This window comes from Phenylobacterium sp. FG114 (genome assembly GCF_057809855.1).
The window spans coordinates 95,089-115,751 of record NZ_JBMDKU010000003.1; the positions used below are offsets into that span (position 1 = coordinate 95,089).

Consider the following 20,663-nt stretch of genomic DNA (forward strand, 5'->3'; position numbering starts at 1 on the left):
ACTCGTGTTGCGCCCGGAAACAGATCTAGTTCGCGAGGCGACGCAGGAACGACGGGATTTCCAGATCCTCGTTCTGGTCGGCGTCCTCGACGTGCTGGGCGGCCTCGAGCGGCTGGGCGCCGCCGCGCGACGGGGCCGGAGCCGGGCGCGGCGCGGGGGCCGACGCCTGGGGCTGGGCCGGCGCCTGCGGGGCGTCGTAGCGCGGACGGCCACCGAAGATGCTGAGGAATCCGCCCCGCGGCCGGCGCGGCTCGTAGGCCGGCTCGGCGAACAGCGGCTCTTCGTGGACGTCGCCGGGCTCGGCGGCCTGCGGATCGACGATGCGGGTCACCGGCTGGACGACGGCGGCCTCGGCCGCCGCGGGCGCGACTTCGGCGGCGGCCGGGGCGAAGATGTCCGGCTGCTCCTCTTCACGGCCTTCCATAGCCAGTTCGGGCTCGGCGGCCGCGGCCATCACCGGCTCGGCGGCCGGCTCCGGCGCCCGCGGCGTCACCGTGGCGCGCAGCGGCTCGGCCTGCAGCGAGCGGCGCTCGATCTTGGGCTCGATGGCGGCGATGGATGCGCCGTCCATGCCGGTGGCCACGACCGAGACGCGGATCATCCCTTCCAGGGTCGGGTCGAAGGCCGCGCCGAAGATGATGTTCGCTTCCGGATCGACCTGTTCCGAGATCGCGTTGGCCGCCTCGTCGACTTCCAGCAGGGTCATGTCGAGGCCGCCGGTGACGTTCACCAGCACGGCCTTGGCGCCCTTCAGCGAGACTTCGTCCAGCAGCGGGTTCTGGATGGCGTTCTGAGCGGCCATCAGGGCGCGGTCCTCGCCGGTCGCCTCACCAGTGCCCATCATCGCCTTGCCCATCTCGGTCATGACCGTGCGGACGTCGGCGAAATCGAGATTGATCAGGCCCGGCAGCACCATCAGGTCGGTGATCGAGCGCACGCCCGAGTGCAGGACCTGGTCGGCCATGCCGAAGGCTTCCGCGAAGGTGGTCCGTTCGTTGGCGACCCGGAACAGGTTCTGGTTCGGGATTACGATCAGCGTGTCGACGTAGCGCTGCAGCTCGCTGATGCCGGCGTCGGCCAGGCGCATCCGGTGACGGCCTTCGAAGTGGAAGGGCTTGGTCACCACGCCGACGGTCAGGATGCCGCGCTCGCGGGCGCACTTGGCGATGATCGGGGCGGCGCCGGTGCCGGTGCCGCCGCCCATGCCGGCGGTGATGAAGACCATGTGGGCGCCGTCCAGGTGCTCACCGATCTCCGGAATGCTCTCCTCGGCCGCGCTCATGCCCACCTCGGGATGAGCGCCCGCGCCTAGGCCTTGAGTGACCTGCACGCCGAGCTGGATGCGCCGCTCGGTCTTGGCGAACTGAAGCTGCTGCGCGTCGGTGTTGCCGACCACGAACTCAACACCTTCGAGGCCCGCCTCGATCATGTTGTTCACGGCGTTGCCACCTGCGCCGCCGATGCCGAACACGACGATCCGGGGCTTCAGTTCGGTGGCGCGAGGCGCGGAAAGCGAAATGGCCATGGGACGTCCTGTCCTTCCCCAACTTTGCGGTCTGGCGCGCGCGACACCCCATCGCCGACGCACCTGAGTAACGATGCGTTAAGTACGCGCCGACACTCTTAATCGAGTGTTAACCGCATACTCTGAGTCGGAAGGCCGTCGAGCTTGGCCGAACGTGTTTTTCCCTCTTGCCTCCAAGTGGAAGCGAGACGAATCAACAGTAACGCTGCGGCATTGGGACTCACGGTTTGGCCGGCCGGGGTCAAGACGGCGCAGGCACGCGGCGCGCCGGGAGAGGCGCTCAGGCCGCGATAACTTGTGGACGACGCTCGATCGGCCGGATCAGCGCGCGACGTCGCGCCGCTGAAGTTCGTCGGCCACCGCAACGGACACGGCCGACGCTATCGCCGCGGTCGCGGCCGCGCTCACCCGAACGGACACCTCGGCCTCCCGTGTCGCCGCCTCGACGGCGATCCGTGCCTGCTCGGCGGCCTGCCGGCTGACCTCCTCCCGGAGGCGCGCCTGCTCGACGGCCCACACCGTCTGTTCGGCCTGCGCGGCCCGGGCGTCGGCGGACCGCTGGGCGCGGTCGGCCACGTCACGCTCTGCGTCGAGCCGGGCGCGCTGGATCTCCAGGGCGTCCCGCTGGCGCTCTGCGACGCGGCGCTGGGCGTCAGCCTGCCGTTGAGCGCGGTCCGCCGCGATCCGCCCGAGCTCGGCCTGGGCCTGGGCCGTCTCGGCGCGGGCGCGCGCCGCCTCCAGGCCGGCGGGCGCAGGGCCGGTGCGCGTGACAACCACCGTGTCGATCCGCGCAGGCTGCGCAGCCCAGGCGACGACGCCGACGCCCAGGCTCAGGCCGCCCACCAGGGCGAGGCCGGCCAGCCGCCGCGGCGTATCGGGCAGCGTCGCCTTCAGCATGGCGATCCGATGCTTCATCGGGTGCGCGGAACGCGCTGGCCAGTAGCAGGCGAGCGGCGCGGCCATGGGCGCGAGCTGGGTCTTCAGCATCGCCTCGGCGTATCGCTTCCGCGCGCCGGGGAAGCGGGCGATCACCGCGGCGTCGCACGCCAGTTCCTGGTCCAGCCGAACGTAGTGCGCCGCCACGTGGACCAGGGGGTTCAGCCAGAAGAGACATTGCCCCAGTGCGAGCACGCCGTTCGCGAGCGGATCGCCACGGCGGAAGTGGGTCTCCTCGTGCGCCAGCACCACCTCGCGTTCTTCGGGCGCGAAACGGGCTTCGAAGTCGGCGGGCACCACGATCCGCGGCCGCAGCGCGCCAATCACCGCCGGCCCGACCCCGACCGCTTCGGCGCGGTACACGCCGGCCTCGCGGCGCAGCTTCCCCAGCGCTCGACCGAAGTTGCGCTGCCGCCATGCCAGCAATCCCAGCCAGGCCAGGGCGCCGACGGCCCAGGCCGCCACCAGCCACGGGACCGGGTCGAACAGCGGCGCCGCCAGGGCCACCGCCTGAGGAACCAGCGCAGGCGCCGGCAGCCCCGCGGCATGGGCCTCCGCGATGCGGCTCGCCATCGATCCGGCTTCGACGACCACCCGTCGCGCGGGCGCCAGGCTCGCCAGCACGGCCAGGGGCGCGAGGCCCCAAAGCGCGTAAGCCACCCGCGCTCCATAGCGGCGGGTCATGAACGGCCGAAGCGTCAGGATCAGCGCGACGGCGACCGCGAGCACCAGGTTGGCGCGCACCACCAGGAGGAGAAGGTCACTGGCTGTCATCGTCGAGCTCCGCAATCAGGCGCTTGAGGTCGGCCACGTCCTGCGGCGTCAGCCGCTGGCGTTCGGAAAAATGGCTGACGAGCGGGGCCAGGCGCCCATCGAACAGCCGGTCCAGCAGCCCCTGGCTCTCCGCCTCGACGTAGTCGGCCCGGGCCACCAGCGGCCGGTAAAGATAGCGCCGCCCGTCCTTCTCGGCCGAGACCGCGTCCTTCTTGAGCAGTCGGCTCAGCAGGGTCTTGAGCGTTGGCTCGGCCCAGCCCTGGCCCTGGCCGACCTCGGCGAAGATCTCTTCCGCCGTCAGGGGCTGCCGCCGCCACAGCGCTTCCATGACGAGGCTTTCCGCCGCGCTGATCCGCATCGTCTACACCCGTAATCGTTGGGCGAATGACTACACTCGTAATCGTTTGCGTCAAGCCGCCGAACGTTAAGGTTCGGCAATGTGCGGCCGGTCCTGGAGGCCCAGGGCCTTCTTCACCTCGCGCCAGTCTATCAGCTTGAAGTTCTGCTTCGCACCCTGGGCGCCCTGGTCCTCGTCGTCCTGCACGACCACCAGACCCTCGGGGAACGCCCCCACCGGTCCGCCCAGGGCCGCGACGCCGTCCGTGCCGGTGACGGCGTCGACGCCGCCGGCGGCCATCACGCTGAAGCGGCCCCGGTACTGCGGCGCCGACCCGTCCACCCGCCACACCGCGAACGCCGAGTCGCCCTGGCTGGAGGCGATCAGCCAGGTGACCGGCCCCTCGCGCAGCAGCGTCAGCCCCTCGACGTCAGGCCTCAACATCTCGGACGGCGCGGCGGCGATGATCTCGCCCTTGGCGGGGCCGGCGGTCAGGTCGAAGCGCCAGATGCCCGCGCCCTCCTCGCCCAGGTAGAGGCGGCCGGCCACGTCGTCGGCCACGCAGCCCTCCGGCTGGGTCGGCACTGAGAAGCGGCGCTCCTCCCTCACCACCGGCTTGCCGTCCGCGCCCTCGGAAACCACGTGCTGGCGGACCTGGCCATCCGTGCCGTTGACGATCATCAGGAACGCCTCGCCCCGCCGGGCCAGGCACAGGCCATAGGGCTCCGTCAGGTCGATGGGGACCGCCGCCCAGAACGTGAGCTGCAGGGTCGCCGGGTCCAGCAGGAACAGCGCCGCGCCGGCGCCGGGACGGCCACGGTCGGACGCCGCCACCAGCACCCGCTCGCCCGCCGCCGTCCGGAAGCCGCCGCGCAGGTCCACGTTGTTCGGCTCACCGCCTGGCAGGTACTGAAGCTGCCTGCCGGCCAGATCGTAGACGTAGAGCCCGGCCTTCTTGTCCGTGCCGATGATCACGCCGCGCGTGGGATCCTTGGGATCGACCCAGATTTCCGGATCATCGGCGGCGTCCTTCGCGTCGGTGCCGACCGAGGGGGTTTCGGCCGCCGCCGGCACGGGCTTGCCCACGCCGACGGCCATGCCGCGCGAGTCCGACTGCGCCTCCGGATCCTGTTTCGCGCAGGAACTCACAAGTAACGCGAGCGCCGCAGCCGTCATAAAACTGACGCTCAACTGCCGACGAAACATCACTGGCCCCCCACAATCCGTGAAACTAAGTGCTCCCCTCGAATAGGCGCGGCCATCTTCTTTCGTCAACGGCCGTAGATGGGGGATAGACCAGATGAAAAAGGCGATGCTTTTCGCCGTGGCCGCTGCTGCGCCGCTGTTTGCCGCCCTGCCCGCCTGGGCTGCTGACGCCGCCGCCGACGAGGCCGAACGCACCAAGACGGTCGAAGAGCTGGTGGTCACTGGCGAGATTGCCTTCCGCAACCGCGTCGAGGGGCCCGAGCCGGTGCTCTCCTACGACCTGGAATACTTCCAGCGCTTCGAGCCGCTGACCGCCGGCGACGCCCTGAAGCGCGTGCCCAGCGTGGCCTTCCTCTCCGACGTCCTGGAGAGCGACGGCGCGCGCCTGCGCGGCCTCGACCCGGGCTACACCCAGATCCTGATCAACGGCGAGCGGGTGCCGGGCGCCGGCGTCGACCGCTCATTCTTCGTCGACCGGATCCCCGCCGAGCTGATCGAGCGGGTCGAGGTGGTGCGTTCGTCGTCCGCCAACCGCAGCGGCGACGCCGTGGCGGGCGCGCTCAACATCGTGCTGCGTGACGGCTACTCGCTAGATGGCGGCTACGTCCGCGCCGGCGGCATCATGCTGGACGACAAGCGCGTGAAGGGCACGGTGGGCGGCGTCTTTTCGGGCGAGGTCGGCCCCGGACGCCTGCTGGTGGGCGCCAACGTCCAGGGCCGCCGCAATCCCAAGCTCAAGACCAGCCAGCGCTATTCCCGGCCGGGTGGCGCGCTCGACGACATCGAACTGCAGACGGACACCCGCGACGGGACCGACTACTCCCTGAACGGCAGCTATGACGTGAAGACCGAGACCGGCGCTCTGAAGATCACGGGCTTCTTCGTCCGTACGAAGCGCCTCCAGGACGAGGACTCGATCGAGTATGCCGGCGGCCGTGTGGGTCCCGCTGATCTGCTGACGCTCAACGACAACGACGTCCACATCAAGACCGACAACTGGTCGCTGGGCGCGCGCTACGACCAGCAGATGCTGGGCGGGACGACGCGTTTCAAGGTCGCCTATGCGGAGCTTAAGGACCGACAGGACGAGATCGAGGAGGAATACGAATACCTCCGCGACACGCGGCCCTTCCCGGAGGATGACCGCTTCACCGGCGACCTCACGTTCACGCGCCTGAAGGACCGCGAACTCTCGGGCGAGATCTCGCACAAGCGAGACCTGGGTTCGGCCAGGATCGAGTTCGGCGTCCAGTACGTCGACAAGGACCGCGACACCGACATCACGACCGACCGCAACCGGGTGACCATCCCCAACCCGCCCGCCGCCCGCCCGGACCTGCCGGGCGCCTACGGCCCCTTCCTGCCCGAGGCCGGCGGCCTCAACACCATCGAAGAGCGGCGCATCGACCCGTTCATCATGGCGTCGGGCGAGATGGAAGCGATCTCCTGGGAAGCGGGCGTCCGCTGGGAGACCACCAAGACCACCATCGAGGACGCGACGGCGCCGGCCGCGAGCCGCAAAGTCAAGAACGACTACAATCTCCTGCTGCCCTCGGCGCACCTGCGCTGGAACCTGTCGACCAACGACCGCATCAACCTGTCGGCCTCGCGCACCGTGCGCCGGCCGAACTTCGACTTCCTGTCGCCGGCGACGCTGCTGGCGGAGCTGGGCGACAACGACTTCTTCGGCAATCCGAACCTGAAGCCCGAAACCGCCTGGGGCGTCGACCTTGGCTTCGAGCGGCGGATCGGCACGCGCGGCGTGGCGGGCGTCAACGCCTTCTATCGCGACGTGAAGGACCTGATCGAAGTGGCCTCCACCGGCCGCGTGGGCAGCGAGGGGCCAGGCACGTTCGTGCTGTCGCCGCGCAATACCGGCGACGGCCAGGTCTGGGGGATCGAATTCGATCTCTCCACGCCGCTCACGGCGTTCGGCCTCGAGAATACCGGCGTGTTTCTAAACTACTCCTGGCTGGACAGCGACGTGGACGACGAATTCGGTTCGCGCCGCTTCAACGACCAGGCCAAGTTCGTCCTGAACGCCGGCTTCATCCACGACCTGCCCGAATGGGGCGCGGCCTTCGGCGCCACCTACCGCAAGCAGGGCGACGCCTTTGGCCGCGTGATCGGCGAGGAGGTCACCACGAAATACGGCGCCGACCTGGAGATCTTCGCGGAGAAGCGCTTCGGCGACCGCCTCGTGGTCCGCCTCACCGCCTCCAACCTGCTGGACGGCAAGAAGCGCGAGGCCTTCAACAAGTTCACGACGATCGAGGATCAGCTCGACCGCAGCTTCGACGAGTACGAACTGGAGGCGGAACAGGCCGGGCCGGTGTTCCAGCTCGTGGCCCGGGCCACCTTCTAGCTTGGCGACGGTCTAGAGGTTTTCCCGCAGCCACTGGGCCGCCTTGGCCACCGGGTTCGCCCGGGGGTCGAGCGGCTCGCGGCGCAGTTTCGACGACGACAGCTGCTTGGTCGACACGGCCTCGCGCGGCCCGAAGGCGGCGCGGTGCAGGATGCCGGCGGCGGCGGTGAAGGCCGGACCCGAGGCGGCGTCGGCCAGATGCGGCACGCGCCGCGGACGGCCCAGGCGCACGGGGCGGTCGAACACGCGAACGGCCACTTCGCGCACGCCGGCGAGCTGGCTGGCGCCGCCGGTCAGCACCAGGCCCGCGCCCGGCTCGATCGGCGCCCCGGCCGCCTTCAGGCGGTCGCGCAGCAGTTCCAGGGTCTCTTCGACGCGCGGGGCGATGATGCCCTTCAGCAGGCTGCGCGGCGCCACGACCGGGCCCGCGCCCGGGTCATCCCCGCGAGGGGGAGCTTCGATCATCTCGCGATCTTCGTTGGCCGAGGCGATGGCCGAGCCGTGCAGGGTCTTGATCCGCTCGGCGCCGGCGATGGAGGTCGACAGGCCGCGGGCGATGTCCTGGGTCACGTGGTGGCCGCCCACGGGCACGGTCTCGACGTGGACCAGCGAACCGCCACGGAACACCGAGGCCGAGGTCGAGCCGCCCCCCATGTCGATGCAGACGCTGCCCAGGTCCATCTCGTCCTCTTCCAGCGCGGCCAGGGCCGAGACAAAGGGCGCGGCGACCACGCCTTCGAGCTGGAGATGGGCGCGTTCGACGCAGGCGCCCAGGGTGTTGAAGACGGTCTCAGCCACCGAGACGACCAGCAGCTCGACGCCCAGCGTCTTGCCGAACATGGCGCGCGGGTCGCGCACGCCGCCCTGGCCGTCGACGGCCCAGGCCACCGGCAGGATGTGGATGGCGCGGCGGCCCGGCAGTTTGATCTGGGCCAGCGCGTTCTGGATCGCGCGGACGAGGTCGTTGTCCCCGATGGGGCGGGCGCCGACCGAGACGCGGCCCTGCACCCGCGAAGAGCTGAGCTGGCCGCCGGCGGTGGCGATGGTCACGCCTTGGACATTCACGCCGGCCACGTTCTCGGCGCGCTCCACGGCCTGGGCGATGGCCTCCGAGGCCTCATCCAGGTTGACGATCGCCCCGCCCCGCACGCCGCGCGACTGAACGTAGCCGACGCCGCACGTGGTGAGGGTCCGATCGCCGCGGCGGACGCCGTCGGGCTTCATGATGAAGCAGGCCACCTTGGCCGCGCCCAGGTCCACAGCCGCCACGATCTTCGGTGGGGCCAGCGCGGCCTTTAGCCCGTCACGCCCCGTCCTGGCGTCGGCTTTCCTGGGCTCGGCCTTCTTGGCGGCTTGGGCGTCGGGGCGGTCGGCGGTCTTCAGCATGGCACTCGGTCTCGTTACACGCCCTCGGAGGGCGCGGTGACGGCGGCGGTCTTGGCGGTGAGATCGGGCGTGGCCTGCGGGGCGCGCGGGCGTACGGCGATGGTGTCGGGGTTGCGCAGGTCGATGCGCTCGAAGCCCAGCTCCAGGATGCGCGAGCGCAGGTCCAGCTGCTCGAGCTGCATCAGCGCCTGTTCCTCGTCGACGGCCGGAAGCTGGATCAGCGCGCCATCCTTCATGCGCAGGTCCCAGCGCCGATCGTCGACGCGCACCAGGGCCTCCATGTGGGCCATCAGCTTCGGGCGCTGCACAAGTGTCGGCAGGATCTCGCCCGCGTGCTGGGCTCCGCCCGCCCCCACGACGAGCGGCAGGGAGCTGAACTTGCCGGGATCGGCCTCGGGGATCGGCTCCCCCTTGTCGTCGATCACGACGCTGCGGCCACCGTGCTGCCAGACGGCGAGCTGGCGCCGCTCCTTCACGGCGATCATGAGGGTGTCGGGCAGCAGGCGAACGACGCGCGCCTCCTTCACCCAGCCCACCTTCTCCACCCGCTCGCGCAGCGCGTTCAGGTCCATGCCCAGCAGCGGGTCGTCCTTGTGCACGCCCGCGGCGCGGATGATGTCGGCCGTCGCCATCGCCGAGGCGCCCTGGACATGAACGGTGTGCAGGCGGAAGCCCGCTTCGCCGAACTTGCCGTCGACGCCTGCGCCGATCGCATTAGCAATCTGCTCGCCCCGGCCGCCCGTGGCCAGGGTCACGCCCAGCACCAGGGTCAGGACCCCGCCGGCGATCATCAGGATATGTTTGGGGGTCAGGCGCCGGGCGGTTCCGCCGCCCTCCGCCTTCGCCGTTGGGCGTTTGGCCTGAGGACTAGCGGGCGTCTTGGCCCGAGGTTTCGCCGCGACTCGCGATCCCCCCCGCACCGCTGCGGGCATAAGCGTCCTCCGTGATCCACAACACCAACCGGTCGAAATCCACCCCGCCCGCCGCGGCCTGCTCTGGAACGAGCGACGTAGGCGTCATCCCCGGCTGGGTGTTCACCTCCAAGAGGACCAAAACATCGTTAATGTCGTCATAACGGAGGTCGGACCTGGTAACGCCTCGGCAACCCAGGGCGGCGTGCGCCATCTCCGAGAGTTTCTTCGCCTTTTCCGCGACCTTGGGAGGAATCCTCGCGGGCACGACGTGCTCGGAGCCCCCTTCTCCGTACTTGGCCTCGTAATCATAGAAGGCCGTCTTGGGGACGATTTCGGTAACGGTCATGGCCTTGCCGTCCATGACGCCCACCGCCAGCTCCATCCCGCGGATGTAGGGCTCGACCATCACCTCCTCGCCGAAGGTCCAGGACGGCGCCACGACCTCCTGAGGCGGGCGATTCGCGCCGTCGTGGACGATGAACACACCCACGGACGAGCCCTCGGCGTTCGGCTTCACCACATAGGGCGGGGGGATCACATGGCCGGCGGCCACGGCGAAGCGGTTGAAGAGCCCGCCGCCCGGCACCGTGACGCCTGCCGCCGCCAGCACCGCCTTTGCCTTGGCCTTGTCCATCGCCAGCGCCGAGGCCAGCACGCCGCAATGGGTATAGGGGATGGCCAGGGTCTCCAGGACACCCTGGACCGCGCCGTCCTCGCCCCACTCGCCGTGCAGGGCGTTGAAGCAGACGTCGGGCTTCAGCGTCGTCAGAACCTCGGCGATGTCGCGACCGGCGTCGACCCGGCTCACCCGGGCGCCCAGGCGCTCCAGGGCGTCGGCGCACGCACGGCCCGACACCAGGCTGACCTCGCGTTCCGAGGAGAGGCCGCCCATCAGGACGGCGACGTGGTGGCCAGAGAGAGGAGCGGTCATGGCGACTCGAAGCAGCGACGGAAGACCCCCGCCGGGTGACCCGTGGGGGGCTTCGGGTCAAGTCAGGTTTCGGTGCAGCCGCGCCGCGGCGGGCGATCAGCGCGGGAAGTGCGCCGCCGCGAGTTCGCGCAACACCTCGTCCGGGGCGTCCGATCGCGTTGCGGCCGCCCAGAGTTCGTAGTGATCGAGCCGCCGCCGCACGATCACCTTGCCGAACCCGGCCTGGCGCAGGGACAGCGAGAGCGTCGCGCTGGTGAAGGCGGTGCGGTGGGCCATGTAGTGGTTGCCGCGCGCGAGAGCCGATCGCAGTCCGTAGAGAGTATCGATCGGCGCGATCGGGCCCGCGGGAGAGTGGTAGAGCGGCTCCAGCAGCTTGCCCTCGGCCACCACCGCGGCCACCGCCTGGACGTCGGGACAGGTGATCACCACGAACCCATCGGGCGCGAGCACGCGGCGGAACTCGCGAAGCGCCGGAACGACCTCCGGTTCGTACAGGTGCTCGATGTTGTGGCTCGAATACAAGGCATCCATCGAGCCGTCGGCGACCGGCACCATGTCGGTCATCGAGGCGACGACATCGGGATCGGCCTCGGGATCGATGTCGAGCCGAACCTCCTCCCACTCCGGGCCGGCGAAGCCCCGTGTGGTGCGGTCTTTGCGCTTCTGGCCGCAGCCGACGTGCAGGAACCTGGGCATGGACAGACCTCTTAGCGCGCCGGCGCCGCCTTGGCCCGGAAATCCACATCGGAATTGGCCACGGTGTAGATGAAGGCGGCCCAGACCGCCACGTTCTGCGCGAGCTCCTTGGGATCGATCTTGTCCAGCGTGTCGTCGGCCGAGTGGTGCAGGTCGAAATAGCGGCTCATGTCCTGGTTGAAGTCCACGAAGGGGACGCCGGCCGCCATGATTCCCGAGATGTCCGCGCCGCCTTCGGCCGGCGCCGCGCGGCTCACGGCCACGTTCAGCTTCGGCAGCACCGCCTTGAAGGCCGTCATCGCCGGGTGGTCCGCGCCGGTCTTCGGCAGGGCAACGCTCCAGATCCGCCCGGCGCCGCCGTCGCTTTCGCCCGCCACCACCATCTGGCCGACCGCATCCTTGTGGGCGGCGGCGAAGGCGCCCGATGAACCACCCTGCTCTTCGGAGCCCCACATCACCACGCGGATCGTCCGGCGAGGCTTGCCCGGCTGCGCGGCCAGCTTGGCCGCGGCGGTCATGATGCCGATGCCGGCCGCGTCGTCGATCGCGCCCGTGCCGGGATCCCAGCTGTCCAGGTGGCCGCCGACCACGATCACCTCGTCGGGCTTTTCCCTGCCGCGAATGTCGCCGGAGATATTCCAGGCCGGGGCGGCGGGATTGCTGGCCGACTGCATGTCCAGCTTCACCAGCACCGGCTTGCCGCGCGCCGCCAGCCGCTCCAGCAGCTCGGCGTCGGGGGTGGAAAGCGCGGCCGCGGGGATGCCGCCCGACGCTCCGCCGCCCGTGTGCGGCAGGCGCGTGTCGTCGGTCGAGATCGAGCGGATCAGATACCCGACCGCGCCGCGCTTGGCCGCCTCAACCGCGCCGGCCCGTCGCTGCACGCCCACGGCGCCATAGCTGGACCCGTCCTGGGTGCGGCCCATGGACTGGGTCACGACGGCGATCTTGCCGCTGAGCGCGCCCGGCGCCTGGTCCAGCATCGCCTGGTAGCTCCGGAAGACCACGATCGGCGCGGTCAGCCCGCCAGCCGGCGTCGGCGCCGAATTGCCCAGGCCCAGGATCGACAGCTTGTGGGGCCAAGGCCCGACCACCTCGGCCGACTCCGCGCCGCGCGACCACGCCGGCGTCGTGAAGGCCTCGACCTTGATGTTCTCGAAGCCAAGCTCCTTGAGCTTGGCGACGCCCCAGTCACGCGCCCGTTCCATGGCCGGCGAACCCACCATCCGCGCGCCCACTTCCGACGTCAGGGACTCGGTCACGTCCCACGCCATCGTGTCGGCCAGCGCCTTGTCGCGCACGGCGGCCGCGCCGACGGCGAGGTCGTCTGCGGCGAAGGCAGGGGAAACGGCGGCCAGGGCCGCGGCGAAGGCGAGCGGGGAAAGGATGCGCATGCTCCGCCGGTCCCATCCGCGGAGATTCCAGTCAAGTGCTCCTGCCGCCACCATGGTGTCAGCAGGATGGCCGCAGGATGCCGGGCGAAAAGGAGATCTCATGCCCGTTCCGACCGCCCTCGACGGCCTCCCGCGCCCGCCGTGCGCCGAATTGCTGGGCTGGGAGTTGGTGGAGGCCCGCCCGGCCGATGGCTGGATCCGGATGCGCTTCGAGGGCCGGCCCGAGTTCACGAATCCGGCAGGCTTCATCCAGGGCGGTTTCCTCGCGGCCATGCTGGACGACACCATGGGTCCGGCGATGTTCGTCTATTCCGAGGGCCGCCTGTTCACGCCCACCATCGAGATGCATGTGAGCTTCCTGGCCCCGGCCCGCCCTGGGCCGCTCTATGGCGAGGGCCAGGTGGTCCAGGCCGGGAAAAGCATCGCCTTCCTGGAGGGCAAGCTGATGGATCTGTCTGGCGCGCTTATCGCTCGCGCGACGGCCAGCGCCCGCCTGGTGCCCAGCGAAAAGGCGCTGGCGGCCTAGAGCCGCTCGATCAGCTTTCCCTCGGCGTCGAACACGAAGGCGTCTGGCGTGCGAAGGCTGCGCCAAAGATCATGGGCGTCGCAGTCCGCCAGCTTGGCGACGTAGTAGCTCAACACCGTTCCGTGGGTGACCGCCACCAGCGGCCGGGTCTTGTGTCGCGCCAGCGCCGCGGCCAGCCGCTCACAGGCCTGCTCGGCGCTCTCGCCGCCGGGGGCGGGCGCATGCGGGTGGGCGAAGATGTTGGCGATGTTGGCGTGGAATTCCGCCTCGGTGCCGAACGAGGCCTGGGGCCGCTTGTGTTCGCCCAGCCCGTGCTCGACTTCCACGGCCAAGCCCAGTCGCTGGCCGATGATCTCGGCGGTCTGCAGCGCCTTGGGCTCCGGGCTGGAGATCGCCGCCTTGATCCCGAACGGGATCAGCTTCTCGGCCAAAGCCGCCACCGCGTCGCGCCCCTCCGGGCACAGGCCCCACTGCGGCGGCGGGATGTCGGGATTGATCACCGGCCGACCATGGCGCACCAGGATGAGGGCCGCGGCGGTCATGCGGGCCTCCCGATCCGCTTGATCTCCCACTGCAGGTCGATGCCGGTCTTCGCCTTCACATCCGCCCGGACCGCTTCACCGAGCCCCTCCAGGTCGGCGGCGGTCGCCTCGCCCGTATTGATCATGAAGTTCGAGTGCAGGGTCGAGAACATCGCCCCACCATACGGCTTTCCGCGCCATCCCGCGTCATCGACGAGTTTCCACGAGGAGTGGCCAGGCGGATTCTTGAACGTCGAGCCACCGGTCTTCTCGCGGATCGGCTGGGTCGTCTCGCGCCGGGCGGTGATCTCGTCGATGCGGGCCTGCACGGCCGCCGGATCGTCCGGACGCCCCTGGTAGGCCGCCTCGACCCAGATGATCTCGGCCGGCGCCTCGGAGTGGCGATAGGTGTAACCGAAGTCCGCCAAGGCGAGCTCCCTGCGCGTCCCGGAGCGGTCGTAGCCCCACGCCGAGAGCAGCACATCCTTGGTTTCGGAACCGTAGCAGCCGGCGTTCATGGTCAGCGCGCCGCCGATCGAGCCAGGGATGCCGGCGTAGAATTCAAGGCCCGCGATCCCAGCCTTGGCCGCCGCCCGCGCCACGGCGGCGTCCAGCGCGGCCGCGCCGGCGACGATCCGCTGCGTGGCCCCGTCCGCCTCGACACTGCCGAATGCGCGGCCCGCCAGCCGGATCACCACGCCTTCGACGCCGCCGTCGCGGACGATGACGTTGGAGCCGACTCCCAACACCGTCACCGGGACGCTGGCCGGCAGCCCCTTCAGGAAATCGCGCAAGTCCTCGTGGTCGGCGGGCAGGAACAGCACCTCCGCCGCGCCGCCCACCCGAAACCAGGTGAACGGCCCCAACGGCTCGTCCCGCAGCAGCTTGCCGCGGACGGCGGGTAGGTCGTCGCGCCAGTCCTCGCTCACTGCGACAGCGCTTCCAGCTCGCCGGGCAGCGCATAGGCCCAGCTGGTGATGTCGCCGGCGCCCAGCAGGACCACAAGGTCGCCCGGCGCGGTCTCCGCCTTCACGAGGCCGGCCAGTTCGGCGGGCGACCCCAGCGGCAGCGCCCGACGGTGGCCGTAGCGGCGCAAGCCATCGACAAGGCTGTCGCGACTGACGCCCTCGATCGGCGTCTCGCCCGCGGCATAGACGTCGGCCACCAGCACGACGTCGGCGTCGGCGAAGCAGGCGCTGAACTCGTCGAACAGGTCGCGCAGCCGCGTGTAGCGGTGCGGCTGCACCACGGCGACGACCTTGCCCTGGGTCACGGCACGCGCGGCCTTCAGCACCGAGGCGATCTCGACCGGATGGTGGCCGTAGTCGTCCACGACGCGCACGCCGTTCGCCACGCCCGTGGTGGTGAAGCGCCGCTTCACGCCCCCGAACTCGGCCAAGCCCTTGCGGATCGCCGCCTCGTCCAGGCCCAGCTCACGCGCCACGGCCACGGCGGCCAGCGAATTCAGCACATTGTGATGGCCGGCCATCGGCAGATGCAGGCCTTCGAAACGCATCGGCGGTCCGTCATGCGGCCGGATTACCGCGTCGTAGCGGGCGCCATCGGGGCCCATGGTGATGTTCTCGGCCCGCACCTCGGCCTGGGGATTGACGCCATAGGTGACCAGCCGGCGGTTCTCGACCCGCGCCGCCAGCGCCTGGACCTCGGCATGGTCGGTGCAGATGGCGGCGAAGCCGTAGAACGGGATGTTCTCCACGAAGTCGCGGAACGCCTTCTTCACGGCCTCGAATTCCCCGTAGTGGTCGAGATGCTCGGGGTCGATGTTCGTGACCACCGCGCAAGTGGACTTCAGCTTCAGGAAGGTGCCGTCGCTCTCATCGGCCTCGACGACGATCCAGTCGCCGGCGCCGACCTTCGCATTGGTGCCGTAGGCATTGATGATCCCGCCGTTGACGACGGTCGGGTCCAGGCCGCCCGCGTCCAGCAGCGAGGCGATCATCGAGGTGGTGGTGGTCTTGCCGTGCGTTCCGCCCACCGCCACGGAGAACTGCAGCCGCATCAGCTCGGCCAGCATTTCCGCGCGGCGGACCAGCGGCAGGCGCCGCTCGCGCGCGGCGACCATCTCGGGGTTGTCGGCCTTCACGGCCGTCGAATAGACGACGGCATAGGCGCCCTCGACGTTCGCCGGATCCTGGCCGATGAAGATCTTCGCGCCCAGCTTCTCGAGCCGTTCGGTATTGGCGCTGGCCTTGGCGTCCGAGCCCTGAACCGTGTAGCCGGTCCGCATCATAATCTCGGCGATGCCGCTCATGCCGATGCCGCCGATGCCGATGAAGTGCACCGGGCCGATTTCGAAGGGAACTGGGCGTCGCGTCATCCGACGGTGCTAGCGCAATCGCGCGCATCGCGGAATATCCGACGGATCAGGCGCCCGCGCGACCGCGTCTGGCCAGCAGGCCGCCTGCCCGGCCCAGCACGTATCGAACCGAGCCGATCGCCGTGTCGGGAAGGTGCTGGGCGTACACCCGCAGTCCCGTCGCCGCGCGCCGCCACTGTCGCCGGACCAAGCTCTTGATCACCTCGATGGGGATGTACTGGCCGTAGTACACGCGCCAGTGGCGACGCCCCTGGGACCAGACGACCTCGCGTTGGACTTCGGCCGGAAAGGTGGTCCGGAACGCCTCGACCACGCCAAGCATGCTGGCGAGGGAGCGGGTGGGCTGTTTCGTCGCCTGGAGGTCATGGCGCCGATAGTCGGCGATGGTCTCGCCGTGGCAGTAGCCCGCGTGCGCCTTGGTGAGCCGCATGTAGAGGTCGAAGTCCTCGCCCAGGCTGACTCCGCGGTTGAAGGCCCCCACCGCCTCCAGGGCGTCCCGCCGGAACATCGACTGCGACGGCGTGGGCGTCACCCCGAACAGAACCTCGCGCCAGGAAAATCGCCGGGCCGGTTGCGGGTTCATGCCGATGACCGCGCCGTGGGAATCGATGATCCGGTTGCCGCCGTAGACCATCGAGATCTCGTCGCCCGTGGCGAAGCCGCGCAGATGGGCTGCGATCGCACCCGGCAGCAGGCGGTCATCGGCGTCGAGGAAGAGGATATATTGGCCCCTGGCCCGCGCCAGGCCGGCGTTCCGCGCCGCCGACACGCCTGCGTTGGCCTGGGGGATGGCGATCACGCGCTCGAAACTCCTGGCGATCTCCAGGCTGCGGTCCGACGACCCGTCGTCCACGACGATCACTTCCATCCTCGGGTGATCCTGGTCGAGCGCGCTGGAAATGGCTTCGGCGAGATAGGCTTCGCCGTTCCAGCAGGGAATGACGACGCTTACGAGCGGCTCGGTCTCGATGTTGCCTTCAGCGTCCGAACTCACCACCGCTCCCCCTCACGCCCACAAGAAGATCGTAAAGGCGGTTGCGTTCCGCGAACAGCGGTCAAACGATCCGCCGTCGCAACAGGCCTCGATCCGGCGCCAGCTATGTCCGCGCCGCGCCTTCCACCACGTCGGCCAGCCGCTCCGCCGCGTCCGGGATCGCGACCGAGCGCGAGGCGGCCGCCATGCGCGCCAGGCGGTCGGGGTTGTTGAGCAGCTTGGTGAGCGCGCCCGACAAGGATTCCACCGTGAGCTGGCTCTCGCGCGCCACCTCGGCGCCGCCGGCGTCGGCCAGCAGCTTGGCGTTCTGGCCCTGGTCGTCGTCGATGGCGATGGCGAGCGGCACCAGGATCGCCGGTTTGCCGGCCACCGCGAACTCGCAGACCGTGCCGGCGCCCGAGCGCCCGATCACCAGGTGGGCGTCACGCAACCGGCTGGCGATGTCGCGGAAGAACGGGGCGATCTCGGCGTCGACCAGGGCGTCGCGATAGGCGCGGCGCGCGGTGTTCATGCTCTCGGCGCGGGTCTGCTGCTGGATGATCAGCCGCTTGCGCAGGTCTTCCGGCAACGCCTTCACCGCCTCGGGCACCAGTTCCGACAACAGGCGCGCACCCTGGCTGCCGCCGGTGACCAGCAGGCGCACCGGGCCGTTCGGCTCGGGCGGGATGTAGGGGATCTCAGCCAGGGCCCGGATCGGCGGCCGAACGGGATTGCCCACGACGCGCGCGCGCTCCGCCACGCCCTTGGGCGCCTTCTTCAAGGTCGGGAAGGCGCAGGCGATCGTGCCGATGTGCGGGGCGAGGAAGCGATTGGCCCGGCCCATCACCGCGTTCTGCTCGTGGATCACCGTCGGCCGGCGATCCATGACCGCCGCCACCAGCGCCGGCGCCGAGGGGTAACCGCCGAAGCCCACCACCACGTTGGGATTGATCTCGCGGAACACCGACCGCGCCTGCATGGCGCCGCGCAGAACGGCGAAGCCGGCCCGCATCATGCCGATCGGATCGCCCGGCTTGAAGGTCGCCGCCGACAGACCGATGCGACGCTCCGCGGGGAAATCCTGCGCCAGGCCCGCGACGCGTTCGTCGGAGGCCAGGACGATCCCCCAGCCGCGCGCGATCAGCGCCTCGGCCAGGGCCTGGGCCGGGAACAGGTGGCCCCCGGTTCCTCCAGCAGCGACGACGGCGATCCTACGCATGACGGGTCCTGTTTCTTCCCCCCGCCCTCAACTGAACGTCCCCGCCTTGGCCAGCCCTTCGCTCGGGGCATAGGCGCCGGGCCGGCGGCGCGTGAGCGCCAGCGCCAGGCCCATGGTCAGGCCCATCGCCAGCATCGAGGACCCGCCGTAGCTGATGAACGGCAGGGTCATACCCTTGGTGGGCATCATGTTGAGGTTCACCGCGAGGTTGATGATCGCCTGCTGGCCCACCAGCACGAACAGCGCCGCGGCCGCGATCTGCTCGAAGGGGTCGGACAACTTCATGGCCCGCGTCAGGCCGCGCACGACCACAAAGGCGAACAGCGAGATCACCAGCAGCAGGAACACCAGCCCGAACTCCTCCGCGCCGACCGAGGCAGCGAAGTCGGTGTGCAGGTCGGGCACGCGGCGCTTCATCACGCCCTCGCCCGGGCCGCGTCCGAAAAGGCCGCCGGCGGCCTGGGCCACGGCGGCGGCGTCGACCTGGTGGGTGTCGGCCTTCTCCGGCGAGAAGAAGCGGTCCACGCGGCTCTGCACGTGAGGGAACAGGAAGTAGGTGGAACTGAGCCCCGCGATGGCGGTCGCGCCCAGCAGCATCACCCAGCTCATCGGCACGCCGGCCATCCAGAACGCGGCGCCGAACGCCACGGTGATCAGCACGGTCTGGCCGACGTCGGGCTGGATCAGCAGCAGGCCCACCGACACCGCGAACAGGCCGAAGGCGATGGAGACGCCGGGCACCCCCTGCCCCTTCTGCCCCTCTGCGAACATCCAGGCGACTAGGATCACCAGCGCGGGCTTCATGTATTCCGAGGGTTGGAAGGTGAAGCCGCCGAATTCGATCCAGCGCGTCGCCCCCTTCGCGTTGTGGCCGATGAACGGCAGGGCGATCATCACCGCGATCGCGGCGACCCAGATGAAGAACGCCGCCCTTCGCACGCCCTTCACGTCCAGCATCGAAACGCTGACCAGGATGGCCATTGAGGCGACCGCGAACACGCACTGGCGGACGGCGAAGTGGAACGGGTCGCCGATGTTCATGCGCTGCGCCGCGGCGGGACTGGCCGCGAAGGCGATGACCACGCCGATGCCGATCAGCAGGGCCACGACCCCCAGCATCCAGCGATCGACGGTCCACCACCAGACCCCGACCGGCGTGCGGTCCGAGCGGGCGAAGGCGTGGGCATTGCTCGTCGTGGGTGCGGTCATGCGGCCCCCTGAGGTGTCTTGCCGGCGGCCAGCGCCTTGACGGCGGCCCGGAACGCTTCGCCCCGCTGCTCGAAATCGGCGAACTGGTCGAACGAGGCGCAAGCGGGCGAGAGCAGGACAATGGCGTCCTTGCCCGATGCGGCGGCGTCCCTGAACGCGGCTTCGGCGGCGGCGGAGATCGTTCCGCTCTGCACGGCGTCGGCCTTGCCCTTCAGCACCTCGGCGAAGGCCGGCGCGGCGTCGCCCACCAGGTAGGCCTTGAGGATGCGCGGGAAGAGATCCGCCAGGTCGTCGATTCCGCCGGTCTTAGGCTGACCGCCTGCGATCCAGTAGAACGCCGGGTAGCTGGACATGGCCTGGCGCGCGGCGTCGGCGTTGGTCGCCTTGCTGTCGTTGACGAAGCGCACCTTGCCGATGGTCGCGACCGTCTCCATCCGGTGGGCCAGCCCCGGGAACGTCATCAAGGCCCGCGCCGCCGTGGCAGGATCGATCCCCAGGCCCTTCGCGGCGGCGTAGGCGGCGGCCGCGTTCTGCCAGTTGTGGCGGCCCGGCAGCGAGCGCGCCCGCTTCAGGTCGGCCACCTCGGATGCGCGTTCCCCGCTGGCGTCGTAGAGCAGGCCGTCCAGGACGTAGACGCCCCGGCTCATGGCCTTGCTTGCCGAGATGGGCACGATGGTGCGGCGGTTGGCGGCGGTGATCTCGGTGCAGATCCGCTGGCCCCACGCGTCGTCCACGCCGATGACAGCGGTGTCGCCCTTGCCCTGGTTGGCGAGGATCCGCATCTTCGCCGCGACATAGCCCTCCATGTCGCCATGTCGCTCCAGGTGGTCGGGCGAGATGTTGAGGATCAGGGTGACGTCGGCATGCAGGCTCGACGTCAGGTCCAGCTGGTAGGACGATAGCTCGAGGACGTAGACCGCCCCGCCGTGCATATCCTCGAGGCTGAGCACGCCCGTGCCGATGTTGCCGCCGATGCGAACGTCACGGCCCGCCTCGGCGCAGATATGGCCGATCAGGGCCGTGGTGGTCGACTTGCCGTTGGTGCCGGTGATCGCCACGATCTTCGGCCGCTTGTGCTCGGGCGCCGCGTTCACGGTCCGCGCGAAGAGCTCGATGTCGCCCAGGATCTCGACGCCGCTGGCCTTGGCCTTTTCCACGGTCCAATGCGGCTTCGGATGCGTCAGCGGCACGCCCGGCGACAGCATGAGCGCGGCGAACTGCGACCAGTCGGCCGTCGTCAGGTCGGTCACCTCGAAGCCATCGGCCACCGCGGCGTCCCGGGTCGCCGGCTTGTCGTCCCACAGCGCCACCTTGGCGCCGCCGGCCACCAGGGCGCGCGCCGCCGCCAGGCCCGTGCGAGCCAGGCCGAAAACGGCGACGGTCTTCCCCTCGAGGCCACGGACCGGGATCATGACA

General features: G+C 70.0%; 18 protein-coding genes. 2 read left to right on the plus strand and 16 right to left on the minus strand.

All coding sequences use genetic code 11. The features are described 5' to 3' along the window. Positions 1–25 precede the first annotated feature (25 nt). The 4 genes from ftsZ to ACODSY_RS05850 all read right to left on the minus strand — a co-directional run bounded on the left by ftsZ (position 26) and on the right by ACODSY_RS05850 (position 4,778). Positions 26–1,525 (minus strand): cell division protein FtsZ, encoded by a 1,500-nt coding sequence (gene ftsZ, locus ACODSY_RS05835; protein ID WP_488950721.1) that lies wholly within the window; start codon positions 1,523–1,525, stop codon positions 26–28. 321 nt (positions 1,526–1,846) lie between these two features. After that, positions 1,847–3,235, minus strand: a complete 1,389-nt coding sequence (locus ACODSY_RS05840) for a M56 family metallopeptidase (protein ID WP_488950722.1) — start codon at positions 3,233–3,235, stop codon at positions 1,847–1,849. Beyond that, entirely contained in the window at positions 3,222–3,593 is a 372-nt protein-coding gene (locus tag ACODSY_RS05845) for a BlaI/MecI/CopY family transcriptional regulator (RefSeq protein WP_488950723.1), read from the minus strand. The genes ACODSY_RS05840 and ACODSY_RS05845 overlap by 14 nt, the downstream gene beginning before the upstream one ends. 66 nt (positions 3,594–3,659) lie before the next feature. Continuing rightward, positions 3,660–4,778 carry a phytase gene (locus ACODSY_RS05850; protein WP_488950724.1) on the minus strand — a complete coding sequence of 373 codons (1,119 nt, stop codon included), beginning with the start codon at positions 4,776–4,778 and terminating at the stop codon, positions 3,660–3,662. Positions 4,779–4,872: 94 nt separating this feature from the next. Here ACODSY_RS05850 and ACODSY_RS05855 point away from each other — a divergent pair, with 94 nt between their 5' ends. Further along, positions 4,873–7,143: a TonB-dependent receptor plug domain-containing protein gene (locus ACODSY_RS05855; protein ID WP_488950725.1), complete on the plus strand. Its 2,271-nt coding sequence runs from the start codon at positions 4,873–4,875 to the stop codon at positions 7,141–7,143. Between the two features lie 12 nt (positions 7,144–7,155). Here the strand turns inward: ACODSY_RS05855 and ftsA are convergent, their stop codons facing one another. The 5 genes from ftsA to ACODSY_RS05880 all read right to left on the minus strand — a co-directional run bounded on the left by ftsA (position 7,156) and on the right by ACODSY_RS05880 (position 12,461). Beyond that, the gene (ftsA, locus tag ACODSY_RS05860; RefSeq protein ID WP_488950726.1) at positions 7,156–8,529 is read right to left on the minus strand and encodes a cell division protein FtsA; all 1,374 of its coding nucleotides are present in this window, start codon (positions 8,527–8,529) and stop codon (positions 7,156–7,158) included. 14 nt (positions 8,530–8,543) lie between these two features. Then, positions 8,544–9,461, minus strand: coding sequence for a cell division protein FtsQ/DivIB (locus ACODSY_RS05865; RefSeq protein WP_488950727.1), 918 nt, complete (start codon positions 9,459–9,461; stop codon positions 8,544–8,546). Further along, positions 9,397–10,374, minus strand: coding sequence for a D-alanine--D-alanine ligase (locus tag ACODSY_RS05870; RefSeq protein ID WP_488950728.1), 978 nt, complete (start codon positions 10,372–10,374; stop codon positions 9,397–9,399). Before ACODSY_RS05870 ends, ACODSY_RS05865 begins: the two co-directional genes overlap by 65 nt. Before the next feature lie 96 nt (positions 10,375–10,470). After that, on the minus strand, positions 10,471–11,070 hold the full coding sequence (locus ACODSY_RS05875) for a class I SAM-dependent methyltransferase (RefSeq protein ID WP_488950729.1): 600 nt from the start codon (positions 11,068–11,070) through the stop codon (positions 10,471–10,473). Between the two features lie 11 nt (positions 11,071–11,081). Further along, a complete protein-coding gene (locus ACODSY_RS05880) occupies positions 11,082–12,461 on the minus strand; it encodes a M20/M25/M40 family metallo-hydrolase (protein WP_488950730.1) in 1,380 nt (459 codons plus the stop codon). A gap of 100 nt (positions 12,462–12,561) precedes the next feature. Here ACODSY_RS05880 and ACODSY_RS05885 point away from each other — a divergent pair, with 100 nt between their 5' ends. Further along, on the plus strand, positions 12,562–12,987 hold the full coding sequence (locus tag ACODSY_RS05885) for a PaaI family thioesterase (protein WP_488950731.1): 426 nt from the start codon (positions 12,562–12,564) through the stop codon (positions 12,985–12,987). Here ACODSY_RS05885 and ACODSY_RS05890 read toward each other — a convergent pair. The 7 genes from ACODSY_RS05890 to murD all read right to left on the minus strand — a co-directional run bounded on the left by ACODSY_RS05890 (position 12,984) and on the right by murD (position 20,659). Next, positions 12,984–13,529, minus strand: a complete 546-nt coding sequence (locus ACODSY_RS05890) for a histidine phosphatase family protein (protein WP_488950732.1) — start codon at positions 13,527–13,529, stop codon at positions 12,984–12,986. The two genes, ACODSY_RS05885 and ACODSY_RS05890, sit on opposite strands and share 4 nt — an antisense overlap. Next, the gene (murB, locus tag ACODSY_RS05895) at positions 13,526–14,437 is read right to left on the minus strand and encodes a UDP-N-acetylmuramate dehydrogenase (protein ID WP_488950733.1); all 912 of its coding nucleotides are present in this window, start codon (positions 14,435–14,437) and stop codon (positions 13,526–13,528) included. Before murB ends, ACODSY_RS05890 begins: the two co-directional genes overlap by 4 nt. Then, positions 14,434–15,846: a UDP-N-acetylmuramate--L-alanine ligase gene (murC, locus tag ACODSY_RS05900; protein WP_488950734.1), complete on the minus strand. Its 1,413-nt coding sequence runs from the start codon at positions 15,844–15,846 to the stop codon at positions 14,434–14,436. Before murC ends, murB begins: the two co-directional genes overlap by 4 nt. A 46-nt stretch (positions 15,847–15,892) precedes the next feature. Further along, complete coding sequence (locus tag ACODSY_RS05905; RefSeq protein WP_488950735.1) at positions 15,893–16,840, minus strand: glycosyltransferase; 948 nt, start codon at positions 16,838–16,840, stop codon at positions 15,893–15,895. 103 nt (positions 16,841–16,943) lie between these two features. Continuing rightward, entirely contained in the window at positions 16,944–18,038 is a 1,095-nt protein-coding gene (murG, locus tag ACODSY_RS05910) for an undecaprenyldiphospho-muramoylpentapeptide beta-N-acetylglucosaminyltransferase (protein ID WP_488950736.1), read from the minus strand. A gap of 27 nt (positions 18,039–18,065) precedes the next feature. Then, positions 18,066–19,247, minus strand: a complete 1,182-nt coding sequence (locus ACODSY_RS05915; RefSeq protein ID WP_488950737.1) for a peptidoglycan glycosyltransferase FtsW — start codon at positions 19,245–19,247, stop codon at positions 18,066–18,068. Further along, a complete protein-coding gene (gene murD / locus ACODSY_RS05920) occupies positions 19,244–20,659 on the minus strand; it encodes a UDP-N-acetylmuramoyl-L-alanine--D-glutamate ligase (RefSeq protein ID WP_488950738.1) in 1,416 nt (471 codons plus the stop codon). Before murD ends, ACODSY_RS05915 begins: the two co-directional genes overlap by 4 nt. Between the last annotated feature and the right edge of the window lie 4 nt (positions 20,660–20,663).

Coding starts and splice junctions, on each gene's coding strand:
- ACODSY_RS05855 (WP_488950725.1), top strand. CDS start 4,873: ATGAAAAAGGCGATGCTTTTCGCCGTGGCCGCTGCTGCGCCGCTGTTT.
- ACODSY_RS05865 (WP_488950727.1), bottom strand. CDS start 9,461: ATGCCCGCAGCGGTGCGGGGGGGATCGCGAGTCGCGGCGAAACCTCGG.
- ACODSY_RS05845 (WP_488950723.1), bottom strand. CDS start 3,593: ATGCGGATCAGCGCGGCGGAAAGCCTCGTCATGGAAGCGCTGTGGCGG.
- ftsA (WP_488950726.1), bottom strand. CDS start 8,529: ATGCTGAAGACCGCCGACCGCCCCGACGCCCAAGCCGCCAAGAAGGCC.
- ACODSY_RS05870 (WP_488950728.1), bottom strand. CDS start 10,374: ATGACCGCTCCTCTCTCTGGCCACCACGTCGCCGTCCTGATGGGCGGC.
- ACODSY_RS05880 (WP_488950730.1), bottom strand. CDS start 12,461: ATGCGCATCCTTTCCCCGCTCGCCTTCGCCGCGGCCCTGGCCGCCGTT.
- murC (WP_488950734.1), bottom strand. CDS start 15,846: ATGACGCGACGCCCAGTTCCCTTCGAAATCGGCCCGGTGCACTTCATC.
- ACODSY_RS05850 (WP_488950724.1), bottom strand. CDS start 4,778: ATGTTTCGTCGGCAGTTGAGCGTCAGTTTTATGACGGCTGCGGCGCTC.
- ACODSY_RS05840 (WP_488950722.1), bottom strand. CDS start 3,235: ATGACAGCCAGTGACCTTCTCCTCCTGGTGGTGCGCGCCAACCTGGTG.
- murD (WP_488950738.1), bottom strand. CDS start 20,659: ATGATCCCGGTCCGTGGCCTCGAGGGGAAGACCGTCGCCGTTTTCGGC.
- ftsZ (WP_488950721.1), bottom strand. CDS start 1,525: ATGGCCATTTCGCTTTCCGCGCCTCGCGCCACCGAACTGAAGCCCCGG.
- ACODSY_RS05915 (WP_488950737.1), bottom strand. CDS start 19,247: ATGACCGCACCCACGACGAGCAATGCCCACGCCTTCGCCCGCTCGGAC.
- ACODSY_RS05885 (WP_488950731.1), top strand. CDS start 12,562: ATGCCCGTTCCGACCGCCCTCGACGGCCTCCCGCGCCCGCCGTGCGCC.
- murG (WP_488950736.1), bottom strand. CDS start 18,038: ATGCGTAGGATCGCCGTCGTCGCTGCTGGAGGAACCGGGGGCCACCTG.
- ACODSY_RS05890 (WP_488950732.1), bottom strand. CDS start 13,529: ATGACCGCCGCGGCCCTCATCCTGGTGCGCCATGGTCGGCCGGTGATC.
- ACODSY_RS05875 (WP_488950729.1), bottom strand. CDS start 11,070: ATGCCCAGGTTCCTGCACGTCGGCTGCGGCCAGAAGCGCAAAGACCGC.